Source organism: Paracoccus yeei ATCC BAA-599 (genome assembly GCF_000622145.1).
Lineage (GTDB): Bacteria > Pseudomonadota > Alphaproteobacteria > Rhodobacterales > Rhodobacteraceae > Paracoccus > Paracoccus yeei.
The window spans coordinates 286,371-303,020 of record NZ_JHWH01000001.1 but is presented as its reverse complement, the minus strand read 5'-3'; the positions used below and the strand labels follow the sequence as shown (position 1 = coordinate 303,020).

Sequence of the window (16,650 nt, the reverse complement as noted above, 5' to 3'; positions counted from 1 at the left end):
CCGCATGACCAACGACACCAAGCCGCAGGACCCGACGCAAAGACTGGTCCTTGTCACCGGCCCTTCGGGGGCGGGGCGCTCGACGGCGATCAACGTGCTCGAGGACCTGGGCTATGAGGCGATCGACAACCTGCCGCTGTCGCTGATCCCGCGCCTGCTGGACGGACCGGCGCGGCCGACGCCGCTGGCGCTGGGGCTGGACGTGCGCAACCGTGACTTTTCCGTCGCAAGCGTGATCGAACTGGTCGACCGGCTGACCCGGTTGCCGGATTATGAACCCGTCCTGCTGTTTCTGGACTGCGCGACCGAGCAGCTTTTGCGACGGTTCAATGAAACCCGCCGCCGTCATCCGCTGCGCGGCGAAGGCGCCCCCCTTGACGCCATCCTGGCCGAGCGCGAGATCCTGGCGCCGCTGCGCGCGCGGGCCGACGTGCTGGTCGATACCTCGGACCTGTCGCCGCACGATCTCAAGGCCGAACTCGCCCGCTGGTTCGACACCGAGCCGGGGCGCCGGCTGACTGTCTCGGTCCAGTCGTTTTCATATAAACGCGGAGCGCCACGCGGGGTCGACATGATGTTCGACTGCCGCTTCCTGGCCAACCCGCATTGGGAGCCGGCGCTTCGCCCGCTGGATGGCCGCGACGGCCCGGTGCAGGACTATGTCGCCCGCGATCCGCGATTCGCCGAGTTTTTCGACAGGGTGCGCGATCTTGTGCTTTTCGCGCTGCCCGCCCATCTTGAGGAGGGCAAGGCCCATCTGGTGATCGGTTTCGGCTGCACCGGCGGGCAACATCGTTCCGTCACAATGGCGGAAAAAATGGCAGACGCGATTGCGAAAGCAGGCTGGCAAGTGTCAATTAGGCATAGGGAACTTGAACGCCGTGACAAGGCGCCGGCACCCGCGGATGAAGGTTTGGCAACAGCCTCCCGCCCGGTGACAGCGTCGATGCATGGCTGACGCTTCGTGGTGGGAAAGTTGATCGGAATTGTCATCGTGGCTCATGGCGGTCTTGCGCGGGAATATCTCTCGGCTGTCGAACATGTCGTGGGTCCGCAATCGGGGATTCGCGCCGTCACCATCGAGGAGAATCATGACCGCGGCGAAAAGCAGGCCGAAATCTGCGCCGCGGCCGATTCCGTCGATACCGGGGACGGCGTTGTCGTGGTCACGGACCTGTTCGGGGGCTCGCCCTCGAACCTGTCGCTGATGGCCTGTCATGCGCGCAACCGCTCGATCCTTTATGGCGCGAACCTGCCGATGTTGGTCAAGCTGGCCAAGTCGCGCAAGCTGTCGGTGGCGGATGCGGTATCGCTTGCCAAGGACGCCGGGCGAAAATACATCAACAGCTACGACGTTCTACCCGCCGACATCATCCCCGTTCCCAGCCGCGCCGTCTCATGAATGACACCAGCATCGGTCCCGTGATCCTGGACCTGCCGATCATCAACGAAAAGGGCCTGCACGCGCGGGCCAGCGCCAAGTTCGTCGAAACGGTCGAGCGTTTCGAGGCGACGGCCACCGTCGAAAAGGACGGCATCAGCGTGTCGGGCGATTCCATCATGGGGCTTCTGATGCTGACCGCGCCGCGTGGCAGCACCATCCGCGTTACCACCCAAGGAACGCAGGCCCGCCAGTTGGCCGAGGCGCTGCGCATGCTTGTCGGGGACTATTTCGGCGAAGGCATGTAAGCTGCGCCCGTGACCCGCAGCTCGTATCATCACGGCAATCTGCGCCATGCCCTGGTCGAGGCGACCGTCCGTCTGATCGAGGAGAAGGGCCCGCAGGCCTTCACCCTGGCCGAGGCCGCCCGGCTGGCCGGGGTCAGCGCCGCAGCGCCCTATCGCCATTTCGCCGGCCGCGACGAGTTGCTGGAAGAAGTCGCCCGCCAGGGGTTCGAGGAGTTCGCCGAGCGGCTCGAGGCGGCCCTGGCGGTGGGGCGGGCCAGCCCGCTCGCGGCCTTTCTGAACATGGGGCGGGCCTATCTGCGCTTTGCGGCGGAACGGCGCGGGTTCTATATCGCGATGTTCGAATCCGGCATCTCGATCACCGGCAATGCCGCGCTGACGCAGGCCGCCGACCGGGCCCGCGGCGTGCTGGTCACCGCCGCCGAAGCCTTGTTCCAGCGCAGTGCCGCGCCCCGTCCCCCGGCGGGCATGGTCGCCGATCACATCTGGGCGCTCAGCCATGGCGTGGTCGAGCTGTTCGGCCGGGGCAAGCCCGGCGGCCGCTCGCCCATTTCGGCCGAGGACATGCTGGAAAGCGGGGCGCTGATCTATCTGCGCGGGCTGGGCGTCATTCCCGACTGAATTTTTTGGCCGGCGCATATTGACGCCGGGCCTGGGCGCTCCATCTATGTAAATGTGATTAACATTCACATACAGGGGGAATGCCCATGAACACGAATATCGTCCCGCAACCGTCCGTCATGGACCGGATCGGCCTTGCCCTGGCCGGGGTCCGGGACTGGCTGGACGACCGCGGCAAGCCCGCCTGGATCTTTGCCATGATCCTGGGCTTTGTCTTTTGCTGGCCCGTGGGGCTGGCCATCCTTGGCTACATGATCTGGAGCAAGCGCATGTTTTCCTGCCGCCATACCTGCCATGACCGCTACGGCAGCGCCCGCCGCATGGGCCGCCACCCGGGCGCGCCGACCGGCAACGCCGCCTTCGACGCCTATCGCGACGAAACGCTGAAGCGGCTTGAGGACGAGCACCGCGAGTTCCTGGACTTCCTGCAAAAGCTGCGCGAAGCCCGCGACAAGGCCGAGTTCGACCAGTTCATGGCCAGCCGGGGCGAGCCGCCCGAACCGCAGGCCTGACGCCCCACAAGGGCAAAATGGGGCCGGGGATGACCCGGCCCCTTTGTCATTCGGCAGACGGTCCTCAATAGGAATATTCGGCGTAGATCCGGTTCAGGTCACCCTGCCATTCGCCGTGGTATTTCGCCAGCATCTCGTCGGCCGGGACCGTGCCGCTGTCCACGCTTTCCTTCAGCGCGTTCAGGAAATGCGTCTCGTCCGGGACCAGCCCGCCGCTGCCCGCGCGGGCGCGGGCCTTGAGCCCGGCTTCGGAAATCGCCAGAACCTCGCGCGCCAGATCGCGCATCCGGGTGCCGCCGACCTCGGCGTCCAGCGCCTTGAGGCCCGCCTCGCGCCGCCAGGCCTCGCGGGTTTCGGCGTCCCAGCCCCTGACCAGATCCCAGGCCGCATCCAGTGCCGACTGGTCATAGATCAGCCCGACCCACAGCGCGGGCAGGGCGCAAAGCCGCCGCCAGGGGCCGCCGTCCGCGCCGCGCATCTCGATGAATTTCTTGACGCGCGCCTCGGGGAAGACGGTGGTCAGGTGGTCGGCCCAGTCCGACAGTGTCGGCACCTCGCCCGGCAGGGCGGGCAGGCGGCCGTTCAGGAAATCGCGGAAGCTCTGTCCCAGCGCGTCGATGTACTTGCCGTCGCGATAGACGAAATACATCGGAACATCAAGAACATAGTCGACCCAGCGTTCATAACCCATGCCGTCCTGGAAGGCGAAGGGCAGCATGCCGGTGCGCGCCGCGTCCAGGTTCTGCCAGATATGGGCGCGCCAGCTTTTCCAGCCGTTCGGCTTGCCGTCGAGGAAGGGCGAATTGGCGAACAGCGCATTGGCGACGGGTTGCAGGGCCAGCGCGACGCGCAGCTTCTGGACCATGTCGGCTTCGCTGGCAAAGTCCAGGTTCACCTGCACGGTGCAGGTGCGATACATCATCTGCGTGCCCAGCGTGCCGACCCGGCCCATGTAATCGGTCATCAGCCGATAGCGGCCCTTGGGCATCATCGGCATCTGGTCCTGGCTCCAGACCGGCGCGGCGCCCAGGCCGATAAAGCCCGCGCCCAGCTTGTCGGCGATCTCGCGCACCTCGGCCAGGTGGCCGTTCACCTCGTCGCAGGTCTGGTGGATCGTCTCGACCGGGGCGCCGGACAGTTCCAGTTGCCCGCCCGGCTCCAGGCTGACATTGGCGCCGTCGCGCTCCAGCCCGATGATATGGCCGGCTTCCAGCACAGGGGTCCAGCCGAAGCGGTCGCGCAAGCCTTCCAGCATGGCCTTGACCGAAGGCTGGCCGGCGGGCGCGTCATAGGGCAGGGGCATCAGGTCGGAATGGCGATAGCCGAACTTCTCGTGCTCGGTTCCGATGCGCCAGCGGTCCTTGGGTTTCTCGCCCGAGGCGATGTACTCCGCCAGTTGCTCGGGTCGTTCGATCGGGCCGCCGCCCTGTTGAGGAATGGACATCGGTGGCCTTTCATCTGCCTAGCCCGCCACAGGTGGCAAGGCTGGCGCGTCAAGTCAAGCGGGGGTGATTGTTCCTGGTCCAAAGGGTCTGCATGGTCGGTCCGTCCGCCTTCAGCGCGGCCGAGATGCGGCCCATGTCCACACCCGGCAGCGCGGCAAAGGCGCTGGCCAGCCCCTCGGCGCCGCGCGCATCGACCGGCACCAGCAGCGCCTGCCCGTCCAGGCTTTTCAGCCGCCAATGCGCCCGCCCGTTCAGCCGCAGCAGGCGGATTTCGGACAGGTCGCGCAGCGCGATCTCGCCGCCCAGCAGGCGGTCGGGGGACAGGTAGCGGATCGCGCCTTCGTCCAGTTCCACGACGCCCGGCGCGGTCGCCCGGCTGCGAAAGCGCAGCCGCCGCCAGGCGTCCAGCGCCCAGAGCGCCGAGGCCCCGGCGATCAGCGCGCCCAGCGGCCAGAACACCCAGCCGCCCCGCGAAAACACCCAAAGCCCCAGGCCCGTCGCGACCAGGGCCGCCACGGTTTCGCGATAGGGCCGCAGTTCAGGCCGGATCAAAGCGTCAGCGCCATGTCGCGATGCCGGATCCCCGCATCGTCGTATTCCGGACCATAGGCGGCAAAGCCCAGCTTTTCGTAAAACCCGATGGCATGGGTCTGGGCGCCCAGCTTGGCACGGGTGACGCCGGGCAGGGCGCGCAACTCGGCCAGCGCCGCCCGGATCAGCGCCGCGCCCGCGCCGGTGCCGCGCGCCGGTTTCAGAACGGCGACCCGCCCGATCTTGCCGGTGCCGTCGGCCAGCAGGATGCGCGCGGTCCCGACCGCGGCGCCCTGGTCGTCGCGGGCCAGCAGGTGGATCGCCGCGCCGTCCAGCCCGTCCCACTCCTCGTCCTCGGGGACGTTCTGTTCCTGGACAAAGACGACGCGGCGGATGGCGCGGCAGGTCTCGAGGTCCTCGGTGCGTTCGATCTTCATGCGAAATAGCGCTCCAGAATGCGGCGATAGATCCGGGACAGGTCGCGCACCTGATCGGCGGGAACCCGTTCATCGACCTGGTGCATGAAATGGCCGACCAGGCCGAATTCAAGGACCGGGCAATGATCCTTGACGAAGCGCGCGTCCGAGGTCCCGCCCGAGGTGGAGAGCACCGGGTCAAGCCCGGTTTCCGCGCGCACGACGCCCGCCACCAGATCGACGAAGGGGCCGGGCGCGGTCAGGAAGCTTTCGCCCGAAACCTGGGCCCGGATGTCCAGCCCCACGCCCGTCTGCGCCGAGATCGCCGCAGCCTTGTCGCGGATCATCGCCTGAAGGCTGGCGGAGGTATGCGCGTCGTTGAAGCGGATGTTCACGCTGGCGCGCGCCGTCTCGGGGATGACGTTCGTGGCCGGGTTGCCGCAGTCCACGGTCGTCACCTGCAGGCCGGACGGGTCGAAATGCGCCGTCCCCTGGTCCAGCGGCTGGCTGGTCAGATCGCCCAGCAGCCGGATCAGCGCGTGGATCGGGTTGCGCGCCCGGTCCGGATAGGCGGCGTGTCCCTGCACGCCCCGCGCCTCGATATGGAGCGTCATCGAGCCGCGCCGGCCGATCTTGATCATCTCGCCCAAGCGGTCGGGGTTCGACGGCTCGCCCACGATGCAGACATCCATCCGCTCGCCGTTCCGGGCCATCCAGTCCAGCAGCGCCAGCGTGCCGTCGCGGCTGGGCCCTTCCTCGTCCCCGGTGATGGCCAGGACCACGGCGCCGTCGGGCGGGGTCCGGGTCACGAATTCGACCGCCGCCGCGACAAAGGCCGCGACGCCCGATTTCATGTCGGTGGCGCCCCGGCCCCAGATCCAGCCGTCGACCTCGGCCCCCGAGAAGGGTGGGTGGGTCCAACTGGCGGGGTCGCCGGGCGGGACCACGTCGGTATGGCCGTTGAAGCCGAAGCTCCGTGCCGCCCCCTTGGCGCCCCAGCGTGCGAACAGGTTCGGCGTTCCGTTCCGGTCCACGCGGTGGCATTCGAAGCCCGCGCCGGCCAGGACGCCGTCCAGCAGGGTCAGCGCGCCGCCTTCCTCGGGCGTGACCGAGGGGCAGCGGATCAGATCGGCGGTCAGGCGGGCGGGGTCGATCATGGCATGTCCTTTCAGGTCGGGGCGCCCAGAAGCTCGGTCGCGCGGCGGATCAGGTTCAGCCCGGTCGCGACCAGCAGGATCAGCGTCCAGCGCCGGAATTGCGAGATGTCCAGCCGGTCATGCGCCAGATAGCCCAGGCCCATGCCGATGATCGCCGGCACCACCAGCATGGCGGAGAACGGCAGGGTTTGCGCGTTCAGAAGTCCCGAGTTCAGGTGCGACACCGTCAGCACCGCCGCCCCGATGAAGAACACGACGCCCTGGACGCGCATCTGTTCGTCCTTGGGCGCGTGCAGGGACAGCAGCAGGACCAGCAGCGGCGGCCCCCAGATCCCCGAGACGCCGCCGATCAGCCCGCCGACGATGCCGGTCGCGATCTCGGCCCGGCGGCGGTGGTGGATGGGCAGGGCCAGGCTGCGGCCCATCAGTTGCCATCCCGCGTAAAGCGTGATCGGCACGCCGATCAGCGCATACATCGCCCATTGCGGCACGCGCGTGGCAAAGAAGGCGCTGACCGGGATGAACAGCACGACCATGCCGATATGCCAGCGATAGGCCCAGGTGGCCGCCCAGGCCGGGCCCCAGCCCTGGCGCAGCGCTTGGCGGATGTTGGTGATGAGCACCGGCAGGATGACGGCCGCGACCGCTTGCTGGGCGGTCAGGAACGATCCCAGCGCCGACAGCATGATCATCGGCATGGCAAAGCCGATGGCGCCCTTGACGAAGCCGGAAAACAGCGTGATCGCGACGGCAAGCGCCAGGTGAAAGGGGTCCAGTCCGAACATTGAACGACAGTCGATTGGGGCCCGTGCAGGCTTGAGGCGTCTCATGTTTTCGCGATGGAAAACGCGGCTGGGCGTGGCTTTGGCCCGATGGCCCGGTCATTACCGCTCCGGGGAATTTTCCGCAAACGCTAAAAGTCCGGGCGCCGATGGCGGGCTGAGCGACATCGCGGGCAGGCTTGGTCATTTTCGTTCGCTTACGCCACGTATAACGCATGATAGTTGCGCTGCGCCTGCATTGGCGCTAGAGATGCTGCAACGCCGCACGACCGCAAAGGACCTGCCATGAAGGATACGCCCGCCATGCCCGCCCAGACGCTTGCCCGCGCGCGCGACACGCTACCCGCGCTTTCCGACCTGCTGGACCGCGCGACCCAGACCCTGCGCGCCCGGGTGGCCCCGACGGGCAAGGTCGATCCCGCCGCGCTGGACCGCGACCAGCACGCCGCGCATGCGCTGTCCTGGCTGGCGACCTATGTCGAATCGATCCGGCAGCTGACGGAATGGGCCGGCCGGCTGTCCGAGGCGGGCGGCCTTGGCCGGGCCGAGGCGCTGATCCTGCAGATCGGCCTGGGCGAATACCTGACCCAGATCCGGGGCGGCATCCCCATGAGCCAGACCGAATTCGCGCGGCTGTCGGACCTGGGCCTGGACTGGACCCCGCCCGAGGCGGCGCTGGCGCTGATAGGCGGCAACACGCCCCAGGCGCGGGCCGAACTGGTGGCGCTGATGCAGGACAACCACGGCCGCGCCACCTTCGGCGCCACCGGGCTGGACGAGGATCTCGAGATGATCCGCGACCAGTTCCGCCGCTATGCCGACGAACGCGTGATCCCCAACGCCCATGGCTGGCACCTCAAGGACCAGTTGATCCCGATGGAGATCATCGAGGAACTGGCCGAGCTTGGCGTCTTTGGCCTGACCATCCCCGAGGAATACGGCGGCCTCGGCCTCTCCAAGGCCTCGATGGTGGTCGTGACCGAGGAACTGTCGCGCGGCTATATCGGCGTGGGCAGCTTGGGCACGCGCAGCGAAATCGCGGCCGAGCTGATCCTGTGCGGCGGTACGGAGGAGCAGAAGGCGAAATGGCTGCCCGGCCTCGCCTCGGGGCAGATCCTGTCCACGGCCGTCTTCACCGAGCCGAACACCGGCAGCGACCTGGGCAGCCTGCGCACGCGGGCGGTGCGCGATGGCGACGACTGGGTGGTGACGGGCAACAAGACCTGGATCACCCATGCACAGCGCACCCATGTGATGACGCTGCTGGCGCGCACCGACCCCGACACGACCGACTGGCGCGGCTTGTCGATGTTTCTGGCCGAAAAGACCCCCGGCACGGACGACGACCCGTTCCCCACCCCCGGCATGACCGGGGGCGAGATCGAGGTGCTGGGCTATCGCGGCATGAAGGAATACGAGCTGGGCTTCGACGGGTTCCGCGTCCGGGGCGAGAACCTGCTGGGCGGCGAGCCAGGTCGCGGTTTCAAGCAGTTGATGGAGACCTTTGAATCCGCCCGCATCCAGACCGCCGCCCGCGCCGTGGGCGTGGCGCAATCGGCTTGCGAACTGGGCCTGCGCTATGCCCTTGACCGCAAGCAGTTCGGTCGCGCGCTGATCGACTTTCCCCGCGTCGCCGACAAGCTGGCGATGATGGCGGTGGAAATCATGATCGCGCGCCAGCTGACCTATTTCAGCGCCTGGCAGAAGGACCACGGCCGGCGCTGCGACCTGGAGGCCGGGATGGCCAAGCTGCTGGGCGCCCGCGTCGCCTGGGCCGCCGCCGACAATGCCCTGCAGATCCACGGCGGCAACGGCTTTGCGCTGGAATATGCCATCAGCCGGGTCCTGTGCGACGCCCGCATCCTGAACATCTTCGAGGGCGCGGCCGAGATCCAGGCCCAGGTCATTGCACGCAGGTTACTGGGTTGACGGGAAAATTCCGCCCCCGGCTGGACAGCGGGGGCCGATCAGGCATTATGGCGGGCAAATGACAGAACGGAGCTGCCCATGACCCGCTTCCTGCCCCTTGCGGCGGCGCTTGCCGCGACGGCCGCACTGGCCGCCTGCGAACCCACCCCGACCGGAAGTGCATCCCACAACATCCCCGTCGGGCCCTATGTGCTGGTCGGCATCGGCTCGGACACCGTGCCGCAGCGCAATGTCGGCATCGAGATCGCCAGCGACGGCTCGGTTTCGGGGCAGGCGCCCTGCAACCACTACAGCGCCAATCAGACGGCCGAGCCGCCGGCCTTCAAGCTGGGCCCGATCACCACGACGCGGATGGCCTGTTCCGGCAATGCCGGCCGGCTGGAAAACCGCTATCTGGCAGCGCTGGCCCAGGCCGACGGCATCACCTATGATGGCGGCGTGCTGAAGATCACCGGCCCGACCTATCTGACCTTCGAGCCGGGCTATCGCAAGTAGCAGCCCCTAACGGTCGCGCGCCAGCCGCGCGACCAGCCTGGCGCGGGCCGGGGGCAGCGGCTTTCCGGCATGGGCCTCGGCCAGGCGGGATTGCAGGAAGTGCCCGGTCAGGGCCAGGGCGTCCCCGATGCCGCCGTTGCCGCGTCCGCCCAGGATCGCGGGCAGGGGCAGCAGGCGCGGCGCCCAGTCGCCCGCCGCCTGGGCGCTGACCGCGCGGCCCGAACGCGGGCTGACATAGGCCAGCCCTTCGCGGACGCCCGTCACCGCGCAGGCCGACAGGTCCAGGCCAAAGCCCAACTCGTCCAGCAGGCACATCTCCCAGGCCAGATAGGCCCCGGCCCAGCCGTCGCCCCCCTGCGCGCCCTGGTCCATCAGGTCCAGCAGCGCCTCGGTCGCGTCCGACAGGCGCGGGTGCGGGTCGCGTTCGGGCAGCGCCCAGGACAGCAGCGCCGTCACCGCGTTCACCCCCGCCAGCGCGTCCGCCCCGGCCAGCAGCCCCGCCCGCGCCCGGCCGGGCTCGACCGCGAAGGTGCCCAGCTGATCTTCAAGCCGGGCGCGCCAGCGCAGGCTGACGCGGTTGCCGGGCTGCAGCATCGCGGACCGCTTTGCGCTGGCGCCGCCGGGCACCAGCCCGCGCATCAACCCCGCCTCGCGCGACAGCACGGTCAGGATCACGGCGTTCTCGCCGTGCCTGGTGCGGGTCATCACGCTGGCCTCGCCGCTCCATTCCATCACGCCGCCTTTCCTTCGCCGCCACCCTGCCGCAATCTGGGGGCCACGAACAAGGAGAGAGCCATGCTGAAACCCTGGATCCAAGCGCAGCCCCGGCTGGTCGAGGTGGCCGCCGGCCGCGCCCCGGCCGATCTGGTGATCCGGGGCGGGCAATGGGTCAACGTCCACACGCGCGAGGTGATCCCCGGCATCGACGTGGCGGTGGCCGATGGCCGCGTGGCCTATGTCGGGCCAGACGCGGGCCCCTCGGTCGGCCCCGACACGCAGGTGATCGAGGCGACGGGCCGCTTCATGGTCCCCGGGCTGATCGACGCGCATATGCATGTCGAATCGGGGATGCTGACCCCCGCCGGCTTTGCCGGAGCCGTGATCCCGCATGGCACGACGACCATCCTGCACGACCCGCACGAGGTCGCGAACGTGCTGGGACTGGAGGGCGTGCGGCTGATGCGCGACGAATCGCTGCTGCAACCGATCAGCATGTTCACCCAGATGCCCAGCTGCGCGCCTTCGGCCCCCGGCCTGGAAACCACCGGCGCGCCCATCACCGAGGGCGAGGTCGCCCAGGCCATGGGCTGGGAGGGCATCATCGGTCTGGGCGAGATGATGAACTTTCCCGGCGTCGCGGCGGGCGATCCGCAGATGCTGGCCGAGATCGCCGCGACCGTTGCCGCGGGCAAGACGGTCGGCGGCCATTACGCCAGCCCCGACCTGGGCCGGCCATTCCACGCCTATGTCGCGGGCGGCGCCAACGACGACCACGAGACCACGACCGAGGCGCAGGGCATCGCCCGCGTCCGTCAGGGCATGGGCTGCATGATGCGGCTCGGATCGGCCTGGTACGACGTCGAAAGCCAGATCACCGCGATCACCGAAAAGGGCCTCGACCCGCGCTTCTTCATCCTGTGCACCGACGACAGCCATTCCGGCACGCTGGTCCACGACGGGCACATGAACCGGGTGGTGCGCCACGCCATCGCCTGCGGCTGCGACCCGCTGGTGGCGATCCAGATGGCGACGATCAATGCCGCAAGCCACTTCGGGCTGGAACGCGAGCTTGGCAGCATCACGCCGGGGCGGCGGGCGGATGTGATCCTGACGTCCGATCTGGCCGCCTTGCCGGTGGAGCTGGTCATCGCCCAGGGCCGGGTGGTGGCCGAGCAGGGCCGGCTGCTGGTCGATTGCCCGCGCATCGACTGGCCCGAGCGGGCGCGGCACTCGGTCCGCCTGGGCAAGCGGCTGGCGGCCGAGGATTTCCGCGCGCAGGCCAGCGGCGACAGCGTGCGTGCGCGCGTGATCGGCGTCGTGGAAAACCAGGCCCCGACACGCGCGCTGGAGGCGGATCTGCCGGTCCAGGGCGGCGTGATCGAGCCCGTGGGCGACATCTGCCATATCGCGCTGGTCGAACGGCACCGGGGCACGGGCGGGGTGGTCAACGGCTTCGTTTCGGGCTTTGGCTACCGGGGCCGGGTCGCGGTCGCCTCGACCGTCGCGCATGACAGCCACCACATGATCGTCGTCGGCACCGACCGTCAGACGATGGCGGCGGCGGCGAACCACCTGGGGGACATCGGCGGCGGCGTCACCGTGTTCCGCGACGGCGCCGAACTGGCGACGGTGGCCCTGCCCATTGCCGGGCTGATGTCGGACCTGTCCGCGCCCGAGGTGGCCGAGGCGGCGCAGGCCATCGTCCGGGCGATGCAGGATTGCGGCTGCACGCTCAACAACGCCTATATGCAGCATTCGCTGCTGGCGCTGGTGGTGATCCCGGAGCTGCGCATCTCGGACCTTGGCATCGTTGATGTGCGCAGCTTCCAGATCGTGGACCTGACCGTTTAGCCGGGCAGGGTCAGACCGCCGTCCGCATCCAGCGGCCAGAACGGGTTGCAGGCGATTTCCCAGACATGGCCGTCGGGATCGGCGAAATAGCCGGAATAGCCGCCCCAGACCGCCTTTTCGGGCGGCTTGATCGCCCGCGCCCCGGCGGCCAGCGCGGCGGCAAAGACGGCATCCGCTTCGGCGTCGTCGGCACAGTTCTGCGCCAGCGTCATGGCGCCGGTGCCAAGCTCTGCCTCGGGGCGCCCCTGGTCGTGGGCCAGCTCGCCGCGCTGGAACAGCGCCAGCGCCGCGCCGGTCATCTGGAACAGCACCAGCCCCGGCTGCGAGGCGGGATGCGCCTGCCATCCCCAGTCGGCGTAAAAGCGTCGGCTGCGATCCAGATCCTGGACGCCCAGGGTAATCAGGGTGACACGTTCCCGTTTCATGGCAGAACCTCGGATGTGGCGCCGTCGCGGCGCACGGCCAGGAATTGCGCCCGGTCCCGCAGGCTGTCGAACAGCTCGGGTCCCGTGCCGGTCAGCAGGCTTTGCGCATCGAGCGCGCAGATCTCGTCATGCAATGCCGCGCGGCGGTCGGCGTCAAGATGGGCCGCGACCTCGTCCAGCAGCAGGACCGGGCTTTCCCCGGACAGGGCGCGGGCGTTCGCCAGGATCAGCGACAGCAGCATCGCCTTTTGCTCGCCGGTCGAGCTTAGCGCGGCGGGCATGTCCTGCGGCCCCCAATGCGCGCCCAGGTCCGCGCGGTGCGGGCCGGTCAGGGTGCGGCCGGCGGCCATGTCGCGGGACCGGGTCTCGGCCAGGCGGACGGCGATGCTGGCGGGGTCGGGATCGTCGGCGAAGCCTTCGCCCGGCAGCAGGGTCAGGCGCGCGGCCGGAAAGGCGGTTTCCGCGCCCTGCTGGGCCTGCATGATCCGGGCGATGGCGTCCTGCCGATTGCGGGTGATCGCGGCGCCCATGTCGGCCATCTGCGATTCCAGCGCCCGATACCAGCGGTCGTCGCGCACCTCGTCGCGCAGCAGGCGATTGCGTTCGCGCATGGCCTTGTCGTAACCCAGCGCGTCCTCGGCATGGAAGGGGGCGAAGCTCAGCGTCACGCGGTCCAGAAAGCGGCGGCGCTGTTCGGGCGCGTCGGTCCACAGCCGGTCCATCGCCGGCACCAGCCAGATCACCCGCATCAGCCGCCCCAGCGCCACCTGCGGCGCGGGCTTGTCGTCGATCATGACCTCGCGCGGCTGGCCGGGGGCTGCGCGGGTCACGACCGCCTGATCGCCGATCTGCGCCCGGATCTGCCAGCCCACGTCCGGCCCCTGCCGCGCCTGATCGCCAGGCGGGGCGCCGCGCATGCCCCGGCCGGGGGACAGCATCGAGGCGGCTTCCAGAATGTTCGTCTTGCCCGCGCCGTTCGGGCCGTGGATCGCCAGCGGCCGTCCGTCAAGCTCCAGGTCCAGCCTGGCCCAGCTGCGGAACTGGGTCAGGTGCAGGCGGCTCAGCGTCACACGCGCATCGGCATCACGACATAGACGGCGGTGCTGTCGCCGCCCTCGCGGATCAGCGCCGCGTCGCCCGAGCCGTTGAACAGAAAGACCGCGTTCTCGCGCTCGATCTGGCTGGCGATTTCGTGCAGGTACTTGGCGTTGAAGCCGATTTCCAGCGGATCGTCGGCATAGGCGACCGACAGCTCCTCATCCGCCGCGCCGGCGTCGGGGGCGTTGACCGACAGGACCAGCCGATCTTCGTCCAGGGACAGCTTGACCGCGCGCGAACGTTCGCTGCTGACGGTCGCCACCCGGTCCACCGCCTTGGCGAAGTCGCCCGCGTCCACCTCGAGCTTGCGGGTGTTCGAGGACGGGATCACCCGGGTATAATCGGGGAAGGTGCCGTCGATCACCTTCGAGGTCAGGGTGATCATGGGCGTCGCGAAGCGCACCTTGGTTTCGCTGACGGACACCGCGATCTCGGTCTCGTCGTCGTCCAGCAGCTTGCGCAGTTCCGCCACCGTCTTGCGCGGCACGATGACGCCCGGCATGTCGGCCGCGCCGCCGGGCAGGGGGGCGTCGATGCGGGCCAGCCGGTGGCCGTCGGTCGCCACGCAGCGCAGGCTGGGCCCGTCCGCGCCCTCGGCCACATGCATATAGACGCCGTTCAGGTAATAGCGCGTTTCCTCGTTCGAGATCGCGAACTTGGACTTGTCGAACAGCCGCCGCAGGACCAGCGCCGGGGCGCTGAAGTTCGCCGCGTATTCCGATGCCGACATGACCGGGAAATCCTCGCGCGGCAGCGTCGCCAGGCTGAAGTTCGACCGCCCCGCCTGCACCGAAAGCCGCTGCGAACCGCCGTCCAGCCCCAGCTGGATCAGCGCCCCGTCCGGCAGCTTGCGGGCGATGTCGTTGAGCATGCTGGCCGAAACCGTGGTCGCGCCGGGCTGCTCGACCTGGGCGGTGGTGCGATAGACGATTTCGGTGTCGAGATCGGTCGCGCGAAAGCTGACGCCCTCGGCCGTGGCCTCGATCAGGACGTTGGCCAGGATCGGGATCGTGTTGCGCCGTTCGACCACGGATTGGGCCTGGGCCACGGCCTTGACCAGATCGGCCCGTTCAATGGCAAATTTCATCACTAATCCTCATCCTGATCCGGCGCGGGGCGCCAATGTGGCAGAATCCCGCGCGGGGTCAAGCGGCTGCGATCAGGCTTCCAGCAGGCGGCGCAGCAGGTCGATGTCCTCGGCCAGGCTGCGGTCGGCGCTGCGCAGCTCCTCGATCTTCTTCACGCCATGCATGATCGTCGTGTGATCCCGCCCGCCGAACCGGCGGCCGATCTCGGGCAGGCTGCGCGAGGTCATCTGCTTGGCCAGATACATCGCGATCTGGCGGGGTCGGGCGACGGTGCGCACGCGCTTCGGCCCGATCATGTCCGACAGGCGGATGTTGTAATGCTCGGCGACCTTGCGCTGGATCTCCTCGATCGAGACCTTGCGGTCGTTGGCGCGCAGGATGTCGGCCAGGCATTCCTGCGTCATGTCCAGCGTGATCTCGCGCCCCATCAGGCTGGCAAAGGCGAACAGCCGCTGCAGCGCGCCTTCCAGCACGCGCACGTTCGAGGTGATGCGATGGGCCAGGAACTCCAGCACGCCCGGCGCCAGCAGAAGGCCCGGATATTGCTGGCGGAAGGCGTCGGTCTTGCTTTGCAGGATGCCCAGCCGCAGTTCGTAGTCGGTGGGGTGCAGGTCCACGACCAGCCCGCATTGCAGGCGCGACTTGATGCGCTCCTCCATGTCCTTGATCTCGCCCGGCGCGCGGTCGGCGGAAATCACGATCTGCTTGCCCTGGTCGACCAGGGTGTTGAAGGTATGGAAGAATTCCTCCTGCGTGGAATCCTTGCCGGCGATGAACTGGACGTCGTCGACCATCAGCACCGAGACGGTGCGGAACAGTTCCTTGAAATCCATTACGGTCCGGTCGCGCAGCGCCTGGACGAAGCGGTACATGAACTGTTCCGCCGACAGGTACAGCACGCGGGCATCGGGCTGGCGGGCCTGGATCTCGCGCGCGATGGCATGCATCAGGTGGGTCTTGCCCAGGCCCACGCCGCCGTAAAGGAACAGCGGGTTGAAGGTTACGGGCCCGCCCTCGGCCACGCGGCGGGCGGCGGCATGGGCGAGTTCGTTGGGCTTGCCAACGACGAAATTCTCGAAGGTGAAGCGCTGGTCCAGCGGCGCGGTCAGCTCCTCGCCCTCGGCCCGGGCGTCTCCGCGGGTGGCGTCCTGACGGGCGGCGGGGCGCTTGGGCGCGGCGGCGGCAGGGCTGGCCGCCTGGCTGCGCGTCTCGAAGCTCAGCCGGTGCACCGGGCCGCCCAGGCGGTCCAGCACGGTCAGGATGTCGTCGCTGTAATGGCGTGACACCCAGTCCGACAGGAAGCGGGTGGGGCAGGCGATCACGGCGGTGCCGTCATCGACCTCGGCCAGCTTCAGCGGGTCGATCCAGGTCGCGAAGCTGTCCGCTCCGACGATTCTTTGCAGTTCTTCACGCGCCTGCCCCCAAATCTTGTCCATCTCGCCCAAGTCCGTTTCCTTGCCCATGTTTAGCGCGGCCCCCCGGTTTTCACGGGGGTTCACCGTCGCGCCTTGATTCGGCATCGGCACAGGGGGGACGGATTCGCGGTCAACGAAAGAACCAGCCGCCAAAAGCGGCCGGCTGCCTCCGCAGCCTTCGATTCCAGACACGAAGCAGACGCCGGTGGCAGCCGGCCTCGTGCTTCATCAGGTAGCAGATCGTCCCGCGATCATGCTGCCGGTCCGCGTGCCGGCAGGCAGTGCCGGTTGCGGAGCATGTCCCCCAGGTGCGACGTGAATCGCTGGACCGAAGCTAGCAAGAACGGCGCTCGGCCGACAACCGATCTTCGTGCTTGACAGCCACTTTGCCAGACGAATCTGACGCCGTGCACGGCCCGGACCGTCCCTTGAAAATCGGGCAAGATCAGGGCCTTGCGGCTATGCTTTTGATGCCAAAG

General features: G+C 68.5%; 18 protein-coding genes. 8 read left to right on the top strand and 10 right to left on the bottom strand.

Features of this window, described 5'->3' with window-relative positions:
* The first annotated feature begins 4 nt into the window (after nucleotides 1-4).
* The 5 genes from rapZ to BU28_RS0101420 all read left to right on the top strand — a co-directional run bounded on the left by rapZ (nucleotide 5) and on the right by BU28_RS0101420 (nucleotide 2,819).
* Complete coding sequence (gene rapZ, locus BU28_RS0101440; RefSeq protein ID WP_028717863.1) at nucleotides 5-958, top strand: RNase adapter RapZ; 954 nt, start codon at nucleotides 5-7, stop codon at nucleotides 956-958.
* Nucleotides 959-976: 18 nt separating this feature from the next.
* Nucleotides 977-1,402, top strand: coding sequence for a PTS sugar transporter subunit IIA (locus BU28_RS0101435; RefSeq protein WP_028717862.1), 426 nt, complete (start codon nucleotides 977-979; stop codon nucleotides 1,400-1,402).
* Nucleotides 1,399-1,689 carry an HPr family phosphocarrier protein gene (locus BU28_RS0101430; protein WP_036761739.1) on the top strand — a complete coding sequence of 97 codons (291 nt, stop codon included), beginning with the start codon at nucleotides 1,399-1,401 and terminating at the stop codon, nucleotides 1,687-1,689. The genes BU28_RS0101435 and BU28_RS0101430 overlap by 4 nt, the downstream gene beginning before the upstream one ends.
* A 9-nt stretch (nucleotides 1,690-1,698) precedes the next feature.
* The gene (locus BU28_RS0101425; protein ID WP_028717860.1) at nucleotides 1,699-2,307 is read left to right on the top strand and encodes a TetR/AcrR family transcriptional regulator; all 609 of its coding nucleotides are present in this window, start codon (nucleotides 1,699-1,701) and stop codon (nucleotides 2,305-2,307) included.
* Nucleotides 2,308-2,393: 86 nt separating this feature from the next.
* Entirely contained in the window at nucleotides 2,394-2,819 is a 426-nt protein-coding gene (locus BU28_RS0101420; RefSeq protein WP_028717859.1) for a DUF2852 domain-containing protein, read from the top strand.
* A gap of 64 nt (nucleotides 2,820-2,883) precedes the next feature.
* On the opposite strand, the gene BU28_RS0101415 is transcribed toward BU28_RS0101420, so the two are convergent.
* From BU28_RS0101415 to BU28_RS0101395, 5 genes are read right to left on the bottom strand one after another with little or no spacing between them, the layout of a single operon-like run.
* On the bottom strand, nucleotides 2,884-4,263 hold the full coding sequence (locus BU28_RS0101415) for a glutamate--cysteine ligase (protein WP_028717858.1): 1,380 nt from the start codon (nucleotides 4,261-4,263) through the stop codon (nucleotides 2,884-2,886).
* 49 nt (nucleotides 4,264-4,312) lie between these two features.
* The gene (locus BU28_RS21755) at nucleotides 4,313-4,816 is read right to left on the bottom strand and encodes a hypothetical protein (protein WP_036761738.1); all 504 of its coding nucleotides are present in this window, start codon (nucleotides 4,814-4,816) and stop codon (nucleotides 4,313-4,315) included.
* Entirely contained in the window at nucleotides 4,813-5,232 is a 420-nt protein-coding gene (locus BU28_RS0101405) for a GNAT family N-acetyltransferase (protein WP_028717857.1), read from the bottom strand. The genes BU28_RS21755 and BU28_RS0101405 overlap by 4 nt, the downstream gene beginning before the upstream one ends.
* Nucleotides 5,229-6,368 carry a succinyl-diaminopimelate desuccinylase gene (dapE, locus tag BU28_RS0101400; RefSeq protein ID WP_036761737.1) on the bottom strand — a complete coding sequence of 380 codons (1,140 nt, stop codon included), beginning with the start codon at nucleotides 6,366-6,368 and terminating at the stop codon, nucleotides 5,229-5,231. The genes BU28_RS0101405 and dapE overlap by 4 nt, the downstream gene beginning before the upstream one ends.
* Before the next feature lie 11 nt (nucleotides 6,369-6,379).
* Nucleotides 6,380-7,153 (bottom strand): sulfite exporter TauE/SafE family protein, encoded by a 774-nt coding sequence (locus BU28_RS0101395; RefSeq protein ID WP_028717855.1) that lies wholly within the window; start codon nucleotides 7,151-7,153, stop codon nucleotides 6,380-6,382.
* A gap of 282 nt (nucleotides 7,154-7,435) precedes the next feature.
* Between BU28_RS0101395 and BU28_RS0101390 the strand changes: the two genes are divergently transcribed.
* Both BU28_RS0101390 and BU28_RS0101385 read left to right on the top strand, forming a co-directional pair.
* Complete coding sequence (locus BU28_RS0101390; protein ID WP_028717854.1) at nucleotides 7,436-9,079, top strand: acyl-CoA dehydrogenase family protein; 1,644 nt, start codon at nucleotides 7,436-7,438, stop codon at nucleotides 9,077-9,079.
* Between the two features lie 78 nt (nucleotides 9,080-9,157).
* The gene (locus BU28_RS0101385; protein WP_028717853.1) at nucleotides 9,158-9,574 is read left to right on the top strand and encodes an META domain-containing protein; all 417 of its coding nucleotides are present in this window, start codon (nucleotides 9,158-9,160) and stop codon (nucleotides 9,572-9,574) included.
* Nucleotides 9,575-9,580: 6 nt separating this feature from the next.
* On the opposite strand, the gene recO is transcribed toward BU28_RS0101385, so the two are convergent.
* Nucleotides 9,581-10,306: a DNA repair protein RecO gene (gene recO / locus BU28_RS0101380; RefSeq protein ID WP_028717852.1), complete on the bottom strand. Its 726-nt coding sequence runs from the start codon at nucleotides 10,304-10,306 to the stop codon at nucleotides 9,581-9,583.
* Between the two features lie 63 nt (nucleotides 10,307-10,369).
* Here recO and ade point away from each other — a divergent pair, with 63 nt between their 5' ends.
* Complete coding sequence (gene ade, locus BU28_RS0101375) at nucleotides 10,370-12,145, top strand: adenine deaminase (protein WP_028717851.1); 1,776 nt, start codon at nucleotides 10,370-10,372, stop codon at nucleotides 12,143-12,145.
* Here ade and BU28_RS0101370 read toward each other — a convergent pair.
* From BU28_RS0101370 to dnaA, 4 genes are all read right to left on the bottom strand, one after another.
* On the bottom strand, nucleotides 12,142-12,570 hold the full coding sequence (locus tag BU28_RS0101370) for a VOC family protein (RefSeq protein WP_028717850.1): 429 nt from the start codon (nucleotides 12,568-12,570) through the stop codon (nucleotides 12,142-12,144). The two genes, ade and BU28_RS0101370, sit on opposite strands and share 4 nt — an antisense overlap.
* Nucleotides 12,567-13,640 (bottom strand): DNA replication/repair protein RecF, encoded by a 1,074-nt coding sequence (gene recF / locus BU28_RS0101365; RefSeq protein WP_028717849.1) that lies wholly within the window; start codon nucleotides 13,638-13,640, stop codon nucleotides 12,567-12,569. Before recF ends, BU28_RS0101370 begins: the two co-directional genes overlap by 4 nt.
* The gene (gene dnaN / locus BU28_RS0101360) at nucleotides 13,637-14,755 is read right to left on the bottom strand and encodes a DNA polymerase III subunit beta (protein ID WP_028717848.1); all 1,119 of its coding nucleotides are present in this window, start codon (nucleotides 14,753-14,755) and stop codon (nucleotides 13,637-13,639) included. The genes recF and dnaN overlap by 4 nt, the downstream gene beginning before the upstream one ends.
* A 72-nt stretch (nucleotides 14,756-14,827) precedes the next feature.
* Nucleotides 14,828-16,192 carry a chromosomal replication initiator protein DnaA gene (gene dnaA, locus BU28_RS0101355; RefSeq protein WP_028717847.1) on the bottom strand — a complete coding sequence of 455 codons (1,365 nt, stop codon included), beginning with the start codon at nucleotides 16,190-16,192 and terminating at the stop codon, nucleotides 14,828-14,830.
* Between the last annotated feature and the right edge of the window lie 458 nt (nucleotides 16,193-16,650).